Origin of the sequence: Burkholderia sp. 22313 (genome assembly GCF_052045245.1) — a bacterium.
Lineage (GTDB): Bacteria > Pseudomonadota > Gammaproteobacteria > Burkholderiales > Burkholderiaceae > Burkholderia.
Map to the genome: position 1 here is coordinate 84,936 of NZ_JBQEON010000017.1, position 17,512 is coordinate 102,447.

The window sequence follows — 17,512 nt, forward strand, 5'->3', positions numbered from 1 at the left end:
GGAACCCCGCGGCTCCCGCTCTCATCTCGAACGACGCGTACGCGGCGCCGACCGTTCCAGCTAACGACAGTCGGAATGCTGTTCAAGGCATTCGGGAACGGGGAGTGCGTCAATTCGTTAATTCCGCCGCGGTGGACAACCGAACGCAATCGGCTTTACCCGCAGGGAAAAACCGCAGTCGAAGTTCTTTCGAGCCCCTCAAGCAATGCTGCGGCCTCATAAACCGGTGTCGTCTATTGATTCGCCCGTCACCAACCGGATCTTCACGCTCGACCGACCGTTGACCACAATGCGTGCCTCTCCACGTTATGGACGCTGTCGTCGAAATCCAATGGCACGCATGGTTGGTGGAAATTTGATATTCGGTATTGATTTTGCGGGAAAACGTTTGCGGTTCATTTACCAACAAACCCCCGTGCTTATTTGTAGGGATATCCTGATATTTAATTAGGAATAATCTGTCAGGACAATTCAGGAAAGCAGAATTTCACTATTTTTGATAGTTAGATGTCCGACCAGTTGATATGATTCGGCCGGCCGCATGATGCGCGGGTGTTGGCACACCCGGGCGTAATGGAAGGCTTGAGAAAAATTCCGGCAGGCATCCCGGCAATTTCCGGTATCAAAGAGCGCGACTCGATTCGCGCCGAACATATTTCAACAACTCGAATTGGTTTAGAAGTCACGGGGTTACTTGATGAAGACCATTAGCCGCCTGGCGGCGGCCGCGCTATGCGTAGCCGCCGTCTTCCCCACGCCGGGTTATTCGCAGGTCCACAGCAGTACTCAACCTGCTCGACACAATTCCGTCATCAAGCGCAACATCACTATTGCCGAGCTTGGATTTGACGAAGGTGCTCAATTCGGATCGCTCGGCGGGGGGAAGACGTTCTTCTTTCCGGTGCCTCGCGCGGCCCACGTCGCGAGCGGTACGCTCAAGTTCGCGTATGACGAAGCGGCGCCTTTCGACGGCCGCCGCAGCATGCTGGTCACGATAGGCGAGCGCACGGTCATTTCTCGCGCGCTGCCTGTCGGGCACGACCGTCAGGTCATCGACGTGCCGCTCGTTCCGGGAGATTTTGCGGGAGACTTCGTCAAGGTCACGATCCGTTATTCAGGCGTGTTGACGAATGACCGCTGCATCGACCTCCGGCTCGTGAATGACCGCTTCAGTGTCCTGCCGGAGACCACGCTTGCGCTGGACGTCCCCGCCGACAGGCTCGACGGAGTCTCCGCTGCCATCACGCTGATGCCACCTAAAATAGGCGTCGGCATTCCCGAGCGCAAGCTGACGGAACAGGAAATGGCCGCAGCGATTGCGGTGGTCAGGCTGTTCAAGGCCCGCGGCCATGAGGTCGAACTGGTGCCGCTTGCCCAACTGCTGGCCAAGCCCGGCGAAGCCAATCCGGCTTGGCAACGCGGCGATGTGATCATCGCCTCGCCATCGGATCTGGGCGCCACGCTCGCGGCAGCCGCTTCGGCTACCCCTTCGACGGCCATGTCCAGCGTCGTCCCGCTCGTCGACGGCCCCGGCCTGCTGCTGACAGGCAGCGATCCGCAACGGGCGGTGAACTTCCTCGGCTCGGACTGGCGCGATGCCGCCACGGGCCGCATGATCCGGGTCGGCGCGATTCAACCACGCGAGCGGCCGCGCGATCGCCTGACGTTCGACCAGCTCGGCATCGCCACGCCCATCTCCGATACCCCGGGCGAAGCAGTCTGGATCGCCGACTTCCGCGCCACCGATCTCCCGGCCGGTCGCTGGCCCACTGCGCTCGATCTCGACATCGGCGTCGGCACCGACGGCAGCGAAGTGCCAGCCGTCGCCAACGTGTTTCTCAACGGCCGCTTCCTCGCAGGCACCACGGCGTCGAAAGACGGCATCACGCGCCTGCACGCGTTCATTCCGCACGGTCTCGTGAGCCTCGACAACCAGGTGCGCGTCGTCATGCAGCGTCAGCCGCGCGCGGGCGACTGCACCTACCTGCCGGCGAACTTTCCCGCGCAGCTGCTGGGCTCGAGTGCGCTCGAGCTCGGCGAGGCCGAAACGCCCGCCCACGATTTCTACGCGCTGGCGCCGCACGCACGCAACCAGTTGACCGTCTTCGTGCGCGACAGCCTGAACGGCGCCGATCAGCGCACCGCCCTGCAGGTCGTCGCGGCGGCGGCCGCCGGTCTCGCTCCCGCCGACACGCCCGTCGTCGTCAAGCGCAGCCAGGGCGACAGCATTTCGGCCCCGGACTCGGCATTCATCGCATGGGGCGATTTCCGCTTCGACGACAGCGCCGTGCCGGTGCGCATCGACCGCGGCAACGTGCTCGTGCGCACCCGCTCCGGCACGCCGCTTTTCAACCTGAACGACGCGCGCAACACGCTGATCGCCCAGCTCGTCACGCTGAAAAACGCGCCCCCGGGGCTGTGGCTGCGCAGCTCGGGCGCCGACGGCGCGGTCCCCGCGCCGCGAACCGTCGCGCTGGACCGCGGCAATGTCGCGTTCATCGGCCCCGCGGGCGTCACGCTGGCGCTGTCGACCGAGCGCGACAAGCTCACCGAAGTGACTTACCCCGATGCGACCACCTGGCAAGTCCTCGGGCGCCGCTACGGCAGCTGGCTGCTGCTGGCCGTATGGCTCGCGATCACGATCGCGGTGCTGGTCGCGCTGCAGCGCGTCTATAGCCGCCAGCGGCGCGAACGCAAGGAGCCGTGACGATGAACGCGTCCCTGGAGGAAAGCGCCGGCGTCGCGACGCCGCGCATCGGCGCGCTGCTGGTCGAGAAGGCGCTGATCACGCCCGCTCAGCGCGAGGAGGCCCTGCAGCTTGCCCAGCGCTGGGGGGTGCGCCTCGGCGAAGTGGTGGTGGCGATGGGATGGATCAGATCGCTCGACCTATACCGCACGCTCGCCGTGCACATCGGCGTGCCATTCGTGGATTTGGCCGCACAGCCGCCCGACACCGCGCTGCTCGATCCCGCGGACGCCTCGCTCTACACGGGGCGTCTGACCATGCCTTGGCGGCGCCAGGCGAACGGACGCCTGACCGTCGCGACCGCCGACCCCGGCGCCGAGACGACCGAATTCGCACGCGGCAAATGGGGCGATGAGATCGACTTCGTCGTCACGTCGAAATTCGACATCATCTGGACCACGCAGCGCGTGTTCGAGGCCCAGCTGTCGCACGATGCCGTGCACAGTCTCGACGAGCGCGATCCGGTCATGTCGGCGAAGCGGATCGTCACCGCGCCCCAATTGATCTTCCTCTACGCGCTCGCCACCGCCGTGCTGCTCGGGTTCGCCTGCGCGCCCGCGGCGACGCTGATCGCCGCCAATACGCTGAGCGGCCTGTGGTACCTGGGCAATTTCCTCTTCAAAGGCGTGTTGGTGTGGTGCAGCGACGTGGCGCCATCGAACAGCGGCGGCGGTCCGGACGAGGACGTCCACGCGCTGCGCGACGAGGATCTGCCCGTCTTCACGGTGCTCGTGCCAATGTTTCGCGAGCCGGAAGTGCTGCCGATTCTCGCCCATGCGCTGCGCAGCCTGAACTATCCGCGCGCCAAGCTCGACATCAAGCTCGTGCTTGAAGCGAACGACGCGCCGACGATCGAAGCGGCGAAAGCGTTGGGGCTCGAGGGCATCTTCGAGATCATCCGCGTGCCGCCTTCGCATCCGCAGACGAAGCCCAAAGCCTGCAACTACGCGTTGCGTTATGCGCGCGGCGATTACGTGGTCATCTACGACGCGGAAGACAAGCCGGAGTCCGACCAGTTGCTCAAGGTATTGGCTGCCTTCCGGCGCGCCCCGGCCAATACTGCCTGCATCCAGTGCCGGCTGAACTATTACAACGCGCGTGAAAACTGGCTCACACGCATGTTCACGCTCGACTACGCGCTGATGTTCGACCTCCTTCTGCCGGGTCTGGAGCGCCTGAAGGTGCCCATTCCGCTCGGCGGCACGTCGAATCATTTCCGGCTCGACGTGTTGCGCGAACTGAACGGCTGGGACCCGTTCAATGTCACCGAGGACGCGGACCTCGGCATTCGCATGACGCAGAAGGGCTACCGGGTGGGTGTGATCGAATCGACCACGTTCGAGGAAGCCAACGTCGCGATCGGCAACTGGATCCGGCAGCGCTCGCGCTGGATCAAGGGCTACATGATGACGTTTCTCGTGCATACGCGCCGACCGGTCCATCTGGTTCGTTCGACTGGCCTGGGCGGTGCGCTCGGGTTCGCGTTCTTCGTGGGCGGCACCGTGGTGTCGGCGCTGCTCAATCCGCTTTACTGGGCGATGCTGATCATCTGGTCCTGCTCGCGCACGACCGGATTCGACGATCTGTTTCCGCCGTTCCTGCGCTACCTGAGCCTCTTCAACCTGCTCGCGGGCAATGGCGCCTTCATCTATCTCACCATGCTCGCGCCGCTGCGGCGCAAGTGGATCGATCTCGTGCCCTATAGCCTCACAGTGTTCGCGTATTGGGCGCTGATGTCGGTGGCGGCCTACAAGGCGCTCTGGCAGCTCGTCTACAAGCCGTTCTATTGGGAAAAGACGCAGCACGGGCTGTCGTCGCACACCGCCATCGAGCTGGCGAAAGCCAGGGCCGCTACGACCGGGGGCGCATCGTGATGCGCGTCCTGAGATTCGCCGTCATCGCGCTCGTTGCATTTGCCGCGCTGATCGCCTTCGATGGGTGGCTGCGCCAGCACGGGTTCATCGCCGCGGCAGTCGTGCGCGACTGGGGCGAAGTCGTGCTGTACGGCGACGGCAAGGGCTCATACCGCGAGTTCACGACAACGTATCCACCGATTGCGTTTGCATTGAACGTCCTCACCGGCGTATCCATTCGCGAATTCACATCGCTGCCCCCGCCGCTCGTCGCCGCAGCGCTGCTGGCCGCGCTGCTCGTCGCCGCCTGGGCTTCGGCGTTGCGTGCCGCAGGGTACGGCGGGTGGTGGTCGCTCGTGCTCACGGTGCTCGTCTGCGTGCATCCGTTCTTTCTGTATCCGGCGACGCTGGGCGTAGGCGCGGTGCTGCTGCTCGTCGCCGTCTACTGGTACGCCACGGCCTACTGGGCAAGCCGCGTCCACGGACGCATCACCGATTTCATGAACCTCGCGTTCGCACTCGCCTTCACGGCGTTCGTTCACCCGCTGGGGGCACTCATCTGCGTGCTGACGTTGCCGTTTCTCGTGCTCGCGCTGCCGCCTGACTTGATCGCGCGCTCCGCGCCGAATTCGATGCTCGTCCTGCTGTTTCCGCTGCTGTTCGCGCTCGGCAGCTTCGCCTACGAGAACGCACTGTTCGAAGACGGCGCCACCCCGTTCCTGCGCAACCTCCTGGGTCACGTCTGGGCCGCCGCGCCGGTCGACGGCGACACCAGGACGCCATCGGTGCTGCCAGGGATCGCCGCGCTCCTCGTGGCGCTTGCCGTGGTTGCCTTGCGCCGCTGGCCCGCTGCTTCACGGTCGCGCGGCGCGGTGGCGGCGCTGCTGCTGGCCGGCGTGGCGCTCGGCTGGAGCGTATCGCTCCCGTGGCGTTCCGGTGAGCCGGCGCGCTGGCGCGAAGCGGCAATGGGCACGCCCGTTACGGTCGGGCAGAACGCCGGGGTGGCAGCGCTCGGGCGCTACCTCGCCACGCGTACCGACGTCCTGATCGACGCGCCGGCCCACCCCGAGGTGCTGGCCGCGCGCGGCAGCGCGCGAGGCCTCGTCACGCCCACCGACGACGCCTTCATGCTGACGACGTTCACGCATCAAATCCATTCCCGCTTCATCGCGGTTCCCGATCCCGATCGTCCCGGGATGCTCGACGACGACCTGCTTGCCCAAACGTTCCCGAAGCTGTACGCGCAGGGCATGCGCGGATATCGCCTGACTTACGACGCCAATGGCTGGAGAGTGTATGAGCGCAACGACGCGCGCAATCCCGTTTGAGTTCGCGCGCAAGCGCAGCGCGGCGTCCGCGCGCGGCTGGGGGCTCGGCTTGCTGATGATGCTGGGCGCGCCGAGCGTGTTCGCCGGCGCGTGGACGCAGCCCGCGGGCTCGGGCGAGACCTTCCTGAGCACGACGGCGACCTCGAACGACCGCTATTTCAACGACGACGGCAACGCGTTCACCAACCGGGACTACCGCAAAGTCGAAACCAGGTTGCAGGTCGAATACGGTCTCACCGATTCGTTGACGGGCTTTGTCGGTCCGTCGTTGCTGCACACGTCGGTGGGTGGCAGCGCGGGCGGCAGCTACTTCGGCTTGGGCTACACCGATTTTGGGTTGCGCAAGCGCATCTACAGCAATGGCGCGAATGTGTTTTCGGTCGAGGCGACGGCCCGCGTGCCGGGCGCGTCGAACAGCGGCAATCCGGCGGAAGTCGGCTACACGGGGATGGAGTATGACCTGCGCGCGCTCTATGGCCGCAGCTTCCAGATCGGCAACTGGCCGGCCTTCGTCGACGCCGAGCTGGCCTGGCACATCCGCAACGGCGCGCCGCCCAGCGAATACCGGATCGACCTCACGCTCGGCGCGCGCCCCGCTCCGCAGTGGCTCGTGCTGCTGCAATCGTTCAGCGTGATCTCCGACGGCGCGGGCACCGGCCCGTTCAATGCGCCTTACCGCTACTACAAGATCCAGCCGAGCGTGGTGTGGGATTTCGCGCCGAAGTGGTCGGCGCAGCTGGGGGCGGTCACTACCGTCGCGGGCCGGAACTCCTGGCGTGAGCAGGGCGTGGTTGCGGGCCTCTGGCGTCGTTTCTGAAGGCGCCGCCGCTCAAGGATTGGCGCGATGACCTTCCGCCTGACAACGCGCCCAGCGTGACGACAGCATGCCCTCCGACAGCTTGCCCTGCACGGTGAAGTCCGTATCGGCATGGCCACCCGAGCCCGGCGCGCTGATCCAGCGCCAGATCAGCGCCGTTTGCACGGCGGGCGCTTTCAAGACGTCGAGCCATCCGCGCAGGACATCGGCCTGCAGCGCTTCGTCGACGCTGGCTACACGCTCCTCGGCGCTCTCCCACGGTTTTACCGCCGCGCCGGAGGCGGAGCGCAGGCCGAATTCGGCGACGAACACGGGGCGGCCCGCGCGCCTGGAGAGGCTCTGCAAGCGCATGGACGTCTCCTGCATCACGCGCACCCATTCGGCCGGCTTGTCGTCCGCGACCAGCGACGGATACAGCGTCACGCCGATGGCGTCGAGCCGCTGCCAGAACGGTACCTGTTCCGCGCCGTCGACGTTATGCGCCACATACGAGACCTCCCCATGAAAAACCGCGCGTACATCGGCGATCAACGCGAGCCATTCGGGATGCGCGGTGGTCTCATCCAGCTCGGTTCCGATGACGAAGCCTTCCGCATGTTCGCGCGCGGCGACGACGGCAAGGCCCGTCAGCGCGCGCGCGTAGCGGGCGAACCACATGCCCCAGTCGGCCTCGGTGTCCATGCGGACCGCGCCGGCCCACGTGCCGGGAACCCACACCTGCGGCTTGACGATGACGGTCAGCCCGAGACGGTGGGCGGCGCGAATGCCTTGCGCCAGCTGCTCGTCGCTCATGTCGTCGCCGCGGGCGATGTCGGGCGCGCCGGGCTTGCGCTGCCACAGGAACGGCACGAGCGCGACCGTGTTGGCGCCCGTGCGGCGCATCCGGCTCATGCTCTCGAAGGCTTGCGCCGAGCCGAAAGGCGCCTGGCGGTCCTGAATCAGATTGAAACCGTGCCTCGGCGCAAGGTCGCAGCCCGTTGCGCCGCCGGCCCATGCCGCCGTGGACAAGCCCATAGAGAACGCAGCGCTGCACAGGAGCGCTCGAAGCCGGCGGTAAGGGAAATGTCGGGTGGGCGCGAAACGCAGGTTCACTTGACCGCCCCTATCCCGATTTCCGGAATCAGGACAGCCCTCCCCATGCGCAGACATGAATGCATAGGCTATTGAAAATAAAGGAAAAATTATCGGATTCACCGTGCGGGCAAGGGGCCCTTCAACGGGCCCGCGGCCCACATGAACCCGAGGCCGCCGCCTCACACTCCCACCCCGTACACCTCCCGCGCCGCCGCCCGAATCGCCTCCGCCATCACCTCGACGGCCGGCGAAGGCAGCCGGTCGGTGCGCGTGATGATCCCGAAATCGTCCATCCGGCAATCCATCTCCAGCGGCAGCATCGTGACGATCCCGTGTCGCGCGTAGTACCGCGCGACGTCTTCCGCGAGTACCGCGATCATGTCGCTCTGCTCGATCAATTGCGTGATGAACAGCAGCGCGGCCGTCTCGACGACGTTCGCGGGCGGCGCGAGGCTCGCGCGCTGGAACACGAGCTCGAAGCGATGGCGCAGCACGCTGCCCGCCGGCGGCATCACCCACGCGGCGCGCTGCACGTCGGCGAGCGACAGCGGCGCCTGCCCGAGCAGCGGATGGCCGGGCCGCACGACCGCGGCGACCGGCTCGCCGGTCAGCGGCTCGTAGCGCAGGTGCAGCTTGTCGTGCTCGGCGGACAGCCGGCCGAGCACGATGTCGAGCTTGTCCTGCGCGAGATGTTCGAGCAGCGCGTTGCTCGTGTCGATCGCGACGGACACGCGCACGTTCGCATGTGTCCCCTTCACGGCCGCGACGGCCGGCGGCACGAGCCGCAGCCCCGGCGACGTGATCGCACCCACCGCCACGTGCCCGAGATGGCCGGCCTTCAGCGCGGCCAGTTCCTCGCGCGCCTGGTCGAGGCTGCCGAGCGCCGCGCGCGCGTGGCGGATCAGCGCGTCGCCGTACAGCGTCGGCCGCATCCCGCGCGGCAGGCGCTCGAACAGCACCGCGCCGATCGATTCCTCGAGCTCGCGCAGCAGCTTCGACGCCGCCGGCTGCGTCATGTTCAGCGCGGCCGCCGCGCGATGAATGCTGCCTTCGTCGGCGAGCGCGACGACCAGCAGAAGCTGGCGGGTTTTCAGGCGGTTGCGGCTTCCCCACGGGCTGGCTTCGGGCATCGTACGGGTTTATATCGATATCGGAATCGATATCGTAATCGCCTAAAACGTCATTAGCGAGTTATCAAAATTCTGCCCATACTGCGCCGGTATCCCGTCACCACAGGACTGACGATGTCGGCAACAAAACCCAGGCTGCGCTCCACCCAATGGTTCGGCACGAACGACAAGAACGGCTTCATGTACCGGAGCTGGATGAAGAACCAGGGCATCCCCGATCACGAGTTCGACGGTCGGCCGATCATCGGCATCTGCAACACGTGGTCCGAGCTGACGCCGTGCAACGCGCACTTCCGCAAGCTCGCCGAGCACGTGAAGCGCGGGATCTCCGAAGCGGGCGGCTTCCCGGTCGAATTCCCGGTGTTCTCGAACGGCGAATCGAACCTGCGGCCGTCGGCGATGCTCACGCGCAACCTCGCGTCGATGGACGTCGAGGAAGCGATCCGCGGCAACCCGATCGACGCGGTCGTGCTGCTCGCCGGCTGCGACAAGACGACCCCCGCGCTGCTGATGGGCGCGGCGAGCTGCGACGTGCCGGCGATCGTCGTGTCGGGCGGGCCGATGCTGAACGGCAAGCTCGAAGGCAAGAACATCGGCTCGGGCACGGCGGTGTGGCAGCTGCATGAGTCGCTGAAGGCGGGCGAGATCGACCTGCACCACTTCCTGTCGGCCGAAGCCGGCATGTCGCGCTCGGCCGGCACCTGCAACACGATGGGCACCGCGTCGACGATGGCGTGCATGGCCGAGGCGCTCGGCGTCGCGCTGCCGCACAACGCGGCGATTCCGGCCGTCGATTCGCGCCGCTACGTGCTCGCGCACATGTCCGGCATCCGCATCGTCGAGATGGCGCTCGAAGGGCTCGTGCTGTCGAAGGTGCTGACGCGCGCCGCGTTCGAGAACGCGATCCGCGCGAACGCGGCGATCGGCGGCTCGACCAACGCGGTGATCCACCTGAAGGCGATCGCGGGCCGCATCGGCGTGCCGCTCGAACTCGAGGACTGGATGCGCATCGGCCGCGACACGCCGACGATCGTCGACCTGATGCCGTCCGGGCGCTTCCTGATGGAGGAGTTCTATTACGCGGGCGGGCTGCCGGCCGTGCTGCGCCGGCTCGGCGAGGGCGGGCTGCTGCCGCACCCGGACGCGCTGACGGTGAACGGCAAGTCGCTGTGGGACAACGTGCGCGAAGCGCCGAACTACGACGACGAGGTGATCCGCCCGCTCGACCGGCCGCTGATCGCGGACGGCGGGATCTGCATCCTGCGCGGCAATCTCGCGCCGCGCGGCGCGGTGCTGAAGCCGTCGGCGGCGAGCCCCGAGCTGCTGAAGCATCGCGGCCGCGCGGTGGTGTTCGAGAACCTCGAGCACTACAAGGCGACGATCAACGACGAAGCGCTCGACGTCGACGCCAGCTCGGTGATGGTGCTGAAGAACTGCGGGCCGCGCGGTTATCCGGGGATGGCCGAGGTCGGCAACATGGGGCTGCCGCCGAAGCTGCTGCGCCAGGGCGTGAAGGACATGGTGCGGATCTCCGATGCGCGGATGAGCGGCACCGCGTACGGCACGGTCGTGCTGCACGTCGCGCCGGAAGCGGCGGCGGGCGGGCCGCTCGCCGCGGTGCGCAACGGCGACTGGATCGAGCTCGACTGCGAGGCCGGCACGCTGCATCTGGACATTCCGGACGACGAACTTCAGCGCCGCCTGTCGGACGTCGACCCGGCCGCGGCGCCGGGCGTGGCCGGGCAGCTCGGCAAGGGCGGCTATGCGCGGCTGTATATCGATCACGTGCTGCAGGCCGACGAAGGGTGCGACCTCGACTTCCTGGTCGGCACGCGCGGCGCGGACGTGCCGAGCCATTCGCATTGAATGGCGCATCGAGCGGCAGGCGTTGCGCGGGCAGCGGCCCGCGCGTCGCGCAGTGATGATGTGAAACCGTGAACGCTTGAGGGCCTCGCCACGAGGCCCGCGCAGGACCGAACCATGACCTCCAGCAGCACGCCGCGCCATCGCGGCATCTTCCCCGTCGTCCCGACGACGTTTTCCGAGACCGGCGAGCTCGACCTCGCGAGCCAGAAGCGCGCGGTCGACTTCATGATCGATGCGGGCTCGGACGGGCTGTGCATCCTCGCGAACTTCTCCGAGCAGTTCGCGATCACCGACGACGAACGCGACGTGCTCACGCGCACGATCCTCGAACACGTCGCCGGCCGCGTGCCGGTGATCGTCACGACGTCGCACTACAGCACGCAGGTGTGCGCGGCGCGCAGCCTGCGCGCGCAGCAACTCGGCGCGGCGATGGTGATGGCGATGCCGCCGTATCACGGCGCGACGTTCCGCGTGCCGGAAGCGCAGATCTTCGATTTCTACGCGCGCGTGTCGGATGCGATCGACATCCCGATCATGATCCAGGACGCCCCCGCGAGCGGCACCGCGCTGTCCGCGCCGTTCCTCGCGCGGATGGCGCGCGAGATCGAACAGGTCGCATACTTCAAGATCGAGACGCCCGGCGCGGCGAACAAGCTGCGCGAGCTGATCCGGCTCGGCGGCGATGCGATCGAAGGGCCGTGGGACGGCGAGGAGGCGATCACGCTGCTCGCCGACCTGCATGCGGGCGCGACCGGCGCGATGACGGGCGGCGGCTTTCCGGACGGCATCCGGCCGATCCTCGAAGCCTTCCGCGACGGGCGCCACGACGATGCGTTCGCGCATTACCAGGCGTGGCTGCCGTTGATCAACCACGAGAACCGCCAGTCCGGGATCCTGACCGCGAAGGCACTGATGCGCGAAGGCGGCGTGATCGCGTGCGAGCGGCCGCGGCATCCGATGCCGGAACTGCATCCGGACACGCGCGCGGAGCTGCTCGCGATCGCGCGCCGGCTCGATCCGCTCGTGCTGCGCTGGGCGCACTGAGCGCGTGACGAAGGAGGAACGCAGATGAGCAAGGTGATTTCACTGGGCGTGATCGGGATCGGCAAGATCGCGCGCGACCAGCATTTGCCGGCGATCGCCGCCGAACCGGGCTTCGCATTGACCGCCTGTGCGAGCCGTCACGCGGAAGTCAACGGCGTGCGCAATTATCCGGATCTGCACGCGCTGCTGGCCGCCGAACCCGAGCTTGACGCCGTGTCGCTGTGCGCGCCGCCGCAAGTGCGCTACGCTCAGGCGCGCGCCGCGCTCGAAGCCGGCAAGCACGTGATGCTCGAGAAGCCGCCGGGCGCGACGCTCGGCGAAGTGGCCGCGCTCGACGCACTCGCGCGCGAACGCGGCCTCACGCTGTTCGCGACCTGGCATTCGCGCTGCGCGAGCGCGGTGGAACCGGCGCGCGCGTGGCTGGCGACGCGCACGATCCGCGCGGTGCAGGTGCGCTGGAAGGAGGACGTGCGGCGCTGGCATCCGGGGCAGCAGTGGATCTGGGAGCCGGGCGGCCTCGGCGTGTTCGACCCCGGCATCAACGCGCTGTCGATCGTCACGCGGATCCTGCCGCGCGAGCTCGTGCTGCGCGAAGCGACGCTCTACGTGCCGAGCGACGCGCAGATGCCGATCGCGGCCGAACTCGATTGTGCCGACACGGACGGCGTGCCCGTGCGTGCGGAATTCGACTGGCGCCACGGCCCCGTCGAGCAATGGGAGATCGCGGTCGATACGTCGGACGGCGTGCTCGCGATCAGCCGTGGCGGCGCGCAGTTGTCGATCGGCGGCGAGCCGGTCGAGATCGGGCCGGAACGCGAGTATCCGGCGCTGTACGCGCATTTCCGCGCGCTGATCGCGCGCGGCGCAAGCGACGTCGACGTCAGGCCGTTGCGGCTCGTCGCCGACGCGTTCCTGTTCGGGCGGCGCGTCGGGACCGACGCGTTCGGCCGCTGAAAACGTGCCGGCGCGCCATCGCGAGCGCGGCCCGGCACGACGGAAGTTGAAGACCCAAGCCAATACAAGGAGACACGCATGAACCGCACGAATCGCACGAATCGAACGATCCGCCGCCACACGCTGCGCGCGCTGCTGGCCGCGCTGTGCATCGCACCGCTCGGCATGACGGGCGCCGCGCACGCCGACACGCCGCTGAAGATCGGCTTCCTGGTGAAGATGCCGGAACAGGCCTGGTTCATCAACGAGCAGAACGCGGCGTCCGCGCTCGGCCAGAAGGAGAACTTCTCGGTCGTGAAGATCGGCACGCCGGACGGCGAGAAGGTGCTGGCCGCGATCGACAACCTCGGCTCACAAGGCGCGCAGGGCTTCGTGATCTGCGCGCCCGACGTGCGTCTCGGGCCGGCGATCGCGTCGCGCGCGAAGCGCTACAACATGAAGTTCGTGACGGTGGACGACCAGCTCGTCGACTCGAGCGGCAAGCCGCTGCCGAACGTGCCGCACCTCGGGATGTCGGCGACCAAGATCGGCAACCAGGTCGGCCAGGCGATCTCCGACGAGATGAAGCGGCGCGGCTGGAAGCCGGAAGAAGTCGGCGCGCTGCGCATCACCAACAACGAGCTGCCGACCGCGAAGCTGCGCACCGACGGCGCGACGCAGGCGCTGCTCGCGAACGGCTTCCGCAAGGACAACATCTTCGATGCGCCGCAGAAGACGACCGACGACGAAGGCGGGTTCAGCGCGGCAGCGCCGGTGCTCGCGCGCCATCCGAACATCAAGAAGTGGGTGGTCTACGCGCTGAACGAGGAAACCGTGCTCGGCGCCGTGCGCGCGACCGAACAGCTGCACATCCCGGCGGCCGACGTGATCGGCGTCGGCATCAACGGCGCGGGCGAGGCGTTCGCCGAATTCCAGAAGAAGGAGCCGACCGGCTTCTACGGGACGATCGCGGTCAGCTCGACGAACCACGGCAAGGACAGCACGCAGAACCTGGTCGACTGGATCCGCAACGGCAAGATGCCGCCGGCCGACACGCAGACGAGCGGCAAGCTGATGACGCGCGCGAACTGGCAGGCCGTGCGCGCCGAGCTCGGCATCTGAGCGAGCGGGGCGACGACGCAATGACGATGCAGACGATCACGGCCGTGCCCGGCACCAGCGCCGCGGCCACGCAAGGCGCCGGCGCGCCGCCGCCCGGCGACGCGCTGCTCGCGCTCGACGGCATCACGGTGACGTTCCCGGGCGTGCGTGCGCTCGACGGCGTGTCGCTGTCGGTGCGCGCGGGCGAGGTGCACGGACTGATGGGCGAGAACGGCGCGGGCAAATCGACGCTGCTGAAGGTGCTGTCCGGCGTGAACCAGCCGCAGGCCGGCACGCTGACGTTGAACGGCACGGTGCAGCGCTTCGCGTCGACGCGTGCCGCGCTCGAGGCCGGCATCGCGATCATCTACCAGGAACTGCATCTGGTGCCGGAGCTGACGGTCGCGGAAAACCTGATGCTCGGCCAGTTGCCGAGCCGGGGCGGCGTGGTCGACGAGCGCGCGCTTGCCGTGCGCGCGCTCGATGCGCTGGAGCGGCTCGGCGAGCACATCGATCCGGGCATCCCGGTGAAGTACCTGTCGATCGGTCAGCGCCAGATGATCGAGATCGGCAAGGCGCTGATGCGCGACGCGCGCGTGATCGCGTTCGACGAACCGACGAGTTCGCTGTCCGCGCGCGAGACGACGCAACTGTTCCGCATCATCCGTTCGCTGCGCGCGGAGGGCCGCGCGATCATCTACGTCACGCACCGGATGGAGGAAGTCGACGCGCTGTGCGACCGCGTGACGGTGTTTCGCGACGGCCGCCGGATCGAGACGTTCGAATCGGTCGCCGATCTCGACCGCGACCGGCTGATCGGCTGCATGGTCGGCCGCTCGATCGAGGACGTGTACGGCTACCGGCCGCGCACGGCCGGCGACGTGCTGATCGAGGCGAAGGGGCTGACCGGGCCGGGCTTGTCGGAGCCGGTGTCGTTCGCCGCGCGGCGCGGCGAGATCGTCGGCTTCTTCGGGCTCGTCGGCGCGGGCCGCTCGGAGCTGATGAAGCTGCTGTACGGCGCGGCGCGCCCGAGCGGCGGCCACGTCGAGCTGGGCGGCAAACGCGTCGCGTTCGCGAGCCCGCGCCATGCGGTGCGGGCCGGCATCGCGCTGTGCCCGGAGGACCGCAAGCAGGAAGGCATCGTCGCGATCGCGTCGGTGGCCGACAACCTGAACATCAGCGCGCGCCGTCATTTCAGCCCGGCGCGCATGCTGCTCGATGCGCGGCGCGAACGCGCGCTCGCGCAGCAATACATCGAGCGGCTCGCGATCAAGACCCCGGACGGCGACACACCGATCGGCGCGCTGTCGGGCGGCAACCAGCAGAAGGTCGTGCTCGCGCGCTGGCTGGCCGAGCGCATCGACGTGTTCCTGATGGACGAGCCGACGCGCGGCATCGACGTCGGCGCGCGCGCGGAAATCTACAACCTGTTCTACGAACTCGCGGAAGCGGGCCGCACGGTGATCCTCGTGTCGAGCGATCTGGCCGAGGTGATCGGCGTGTCGGACCGCATCATCGTGATGAAGGAAGGACGTATCGCGGGCGAGGTCGCGAAGGCGCAGGCGACGCCCGACGCGCTGATCAAGCTCGCGCTGCCGCGCTAGCGGCCTGCAGTCAACCGGAAAGCAAACGTTATGAGCCAGGCAATGCAACCCCAACGCACTTCCCCGTCCCCGGATGCCCCGGCCGTGCCCGCGCGAACGCGCGGCGGCGTGTGGCAACTGATGAACCGCTCCGGCATCGTGATGGTGTTTCTCGTGCTGTTCGCGACGCTGTCGCTGACCGTGCCGGACTTCCTCACGCCGCGCAACATCCAGGGCCTGCTGCTGTCGGTCACGCTGATCGGGTCGATCGCGGTGACGATGATGTTCGTGCTCGCGCTCGGCGAAGTCGACCTGTCGGTGGCGTCGATCGTCGCGTTCTCGGGCGTCGTCGCGTCGACGCTGATCACCGCGACGCACAGCGTGCTGTTCGGCACCGCGGCCGGCATCCTCGCGGGCGGCGCGGTCGGCCTCGTGAACGGCGTGCTGATCGCGCGCTGGCGGATCAATTCGCTGATCGTCACGCTCGCGATGATGGAAGTCGTGCGCGGGCTCGCGTTCATCACGTCGAACGGCGACGCGGTGATGATCTCCGAGGAGCGCTTCTTCGAGCTCGGCGCCGGCTCGTTCCTCGGCATCTCCTATCCGATCTGGAGCAACATCGTCGGCTTCGTCGTGTTCGGCTTCCTGTTGCGCAAGACGGTGTTCGGCAAGAACGTGCTGGCCGTCGGCGGCAACGGCGAGGCCGCGCTGCTCGCGGGGCTGCCGGTGATGCGCATCAAGATCATGGTGTTCGTGCTGCAGGGGCTCGTGACCGGCTTCGCCGGCGTGATGCTCGCGTCGCGGATGAGCCTCGGCGATCCGAAGACGTCGGTCGGACTCGAGCTCGGCGTGATCTCCGCGTGCGTGCTCGGCGGCGTGTCGCTGACGGGCGGCGTCGCGACGATCTCCGGCGTGCTGGTGGGCGTGCTGATCATGGGCTCCGTGCAGGACGCGATGAGCCTCCTGAACGTGCCCACCTTTTACCAATATCTGATACGCGGCGGAATTCTGTTGCTCGCGGTGCTGTTCGACCAGTATCGTCGCAACCAGCGGCGCGCGATGAAGATCTGACTTCGACGAACGCGCGGCCGCGGGCGGATACGACGGATATCGGGAGACGGCATGCAACAGACTCATCCGGGCACGACGGCGGCTTTGCTGGTCGACAGCCGCAACACGCTCGGCGAAGGCGCGACGTGGTGCGATGCGACGCGCGCGCTGTACTGGACCGACATCGAAGGCGCGTGTCTGTGGCGCTGCCGCGCGGATGGCTCGGATCTCGCGCAGTGGCCGATGCCCGAACGGCTCACGTGCTTCGCGCTCACTCATGACCCCGACGTGCTGCTGGTCGGGCTCGCGACGCATCTCGCGTTCTTCGATCTGCGCAGCGGCGCGTTCACGCGGATCGTCGACGTCGAACCCGGGCTGCCGACGCGGCTGAACGACGGGCGGTGCGATCCGTTCGGCGCGTTCGTGTTCGGGATGAAGGACGAAGGCGGCGATCCGCCGCGCGCGATCGGCGGGTTCTATCGGCTCAATCCCGATCTCACGCTCGAGCGGCTGGCGCTGCCGGCGGCCGCGATCGCGAACAGCATCGCGTTCTCGCCGGACGGCACGAAGATGGTCTTCTGCGATTCGCTCGTGCGTGAAATCCTCGTGTGCGATTACAGCCGCGCCGGTGTGGCCGGCGTGCGAACGTTCGCGCGGCTGACCGATGCGGACGGCGACCCGGACGGCTCGACGATGGATCGCGACGGCGGGCTGTGGAACGCGCAGTGGGGTGGGCGGCGGGTGGTGCGCTACGCCGCGGACGGCGTCGAGACGGAACGCATCGCGGTGCCGACCGCGCAGCCGAGCTGCGCGGCGCTCGACGGTGACGGGCGGCTGTACGTGACGAGCGCGCGCGTCGGGTTGAGCGATGACGCGCTGGAGAGCGACGCCGATGCCGGTGGCGTGTTCGTCGCGCAGACGCGCCATGCGGGCTTGCCGACCGCGCGGTTCGCGGGGACGCGTACTGGATGAATGGCGGGTGTGGAC

At 67.6% G+C, this 17,512-nt stretch carries 13 protein-coding genes; 11 read left to right on the forward strand and 2 right to left on the reverse strand.

What is annotated here, in order from left to right:
* Nucleotides 1-697: 697 nt before the first annotated feature.
* Genes ACTJKF_RS16110 through ACTJKF_RS16125 form a run of 4 tightly spaced genes read left to right on the forward strand, consistent with a single transcriptional unit; the run spans nucleotide 698 to nucleotide 6,744 of the window.
* On the forward strand, nucleotides 698-2,707 hold the full coding sequence (locus ACTJKF_RS16110) for a hypothetical protein (protein WP_440624506.1): 2,010 nt from the start codon (nucleotides 698-700) through the stop codon (nucleotides 2,705-2,707).
* A 2-nt stretch (nucleotides 2,708-2,709) separates the two neighbouring features.
* Nucleotides 2,710-4,620, forward strand: a complete 1,911-nt coding sequence (locus ACTJKF_RS16115; RefSeq protein ID WP_440624507.1) for a glycosyltransferase family 2 protein — start codon at nucleotides 2,710-2,712, stop codon at nucleotides 4,618-4,620.
* The gene (locus ACTJKF_RS16120) at nucleotides 4,617-5,927 is read left to right on the forward strand and encodes a hypothetical protein (protein ID WP_440624508.1); all 1,311 of its coding nucleotides are present in this window, start codon (nucleotides 4,617-4,619) and stop codon (nucleotides 5,925-5,927) included. Before ACTJKF_RS16115 ends, ACTJKF_RS16120 begins: the two co-directional genes overlap by 4 nt.
* 49 nt (nucleotides 5,928-5,976) lie before the next feature.
* Entirely contained in the window at nucleotides 5,977-6,744 is a 768-nt protein-coding gene (locus tag ACTJKF_RS16125; RefSeq protein ID WP_440624509.1) for a hypothetical protein, read from the forward strand.
* A gap of 12 nt (nucleotides 6,745-6,756) precedes the next feature.
* Here ACTJKF_RS16125 and ACTJKF_RS16130 read toward each other — a convergent pair whose 3' ends face one another.
* A complete protein-coding gene (locus ACTJKF_RS16130; protein WP_440624510.1) occupies nucleotides 6,757-7,836 on the reverse strand; it encodes a glycoside hydrolase family 113 in 1,080 nt (359 codons plus the stop codon).
* A 161-nt stretch (nucleotides 7,837-7,997) separates the two neighbouring features.
* Nucleotides 7,998-8,948: a LysR family transcriptional regulator gene (locus ACTJKF_RS16135; protein WP_440624511.1), complete on the reverse strand. Its 951-nt coding sequence runs from the start codon at nucleotides 8,946-8,948 to the stop codon at nucleotides 7,998-8,000.
* Nucleotides 8,949-9,062: 114 nt separating this feature from the next.
* Between ACTJKF_RS16135 and ACTJKF_RS16140 the strand changes: the two genes are divergently transcribed.
* The 7 genes from ACTJKF_RS16140 (at nucleotide 9,063) to ACTJKF_RS16170 (ending at nucleotide 17,497) form a co-directional block, all read left to right on the forward strand.
* Nucleotides 9,063-10,814 (forward strand): IlvD/Edd family dehydratase, encoded by a 1,752-nt coding sequence (locus tag ACTJKF_RS16140; protein WP_440624513.1) that lies wholly within the window; start codon nucleotides 9,063-9,065, stop codon nucleotides 10,812-10,814.
* Nucleotides 10,815-10,928: 114 nt separating this feature from the next.
* Entirely contained in the window at nucleotides 10,929-11,858 is a 930-nt protein-coding gene (locus tag ACTJKF_RS16145) for a dihydrodipicolinate synthase family protein (protein WP_440624514.1), read from the forward strand.
* Between the two features lie 24 nt (nucleotides 11,859-11,882).
* Entirely contained in the window at nucleotides 11,883-12,812 is a 930-nt protein-coding gene (locus ACTJKF_RS16150) for a Gfo/Idh/MocA family protein (RefSeq protein ID WP_440624515.1), read from the forward strand.
* A gap of 78 nt (nucleotides 12,813-12,890) precedes the next feature.
* A complete protein-coding gene (locus ACTJKF_RS16155; protein ID WP_440624516.1) occupies nucleotides 12,891-13,913 on the forward strand; it encodes an arabinose ABC transporter substrate-binding protein in 1,023 nt (340 codons plus the stop codon).
* A gap of 20 nt (nucleotides 13,914-13,933) precedes the next feature.
* Entirely contained in the window at nucleotides 13,934-15,496 is a 1,563-nt protein-coding gene (araG, locus tag ACTJKF_RS16160) for an L-arabinose ABC transporter ATP-binding protein AraG (protein WP_440624517.1), read from the forward strand.
* A 30-nt stretch (nucleotides 15,497-15,526) separates the two neighbouring features.
* A complete protein-coding gene (gene araH / locus ACTJKF_RS16165) occupies nucleotides 15,527-16,546 on the forward strand; it encodes an L-arabinose ABC transporter permease AraH (protein ID WP_440624518.1) in 1,020 nt (339 codons plus the stop codon).
* Nucleotides 16,547-16,597: 51 nt separating this feature from the next.
* Entirely contained in the window at nucleotides 16,598-17,497 is a 900-nt protein-coding gene (locus ACTJKF_RS16170) for an SMP-30/gluconolactonase/LRE family protein (RefSeq protein ID WP_440624519.1), read from the forward strand.
* The last annotated feature ends 15 nt before the right edge of the window (nucleotides 17,498-17,512 follow it).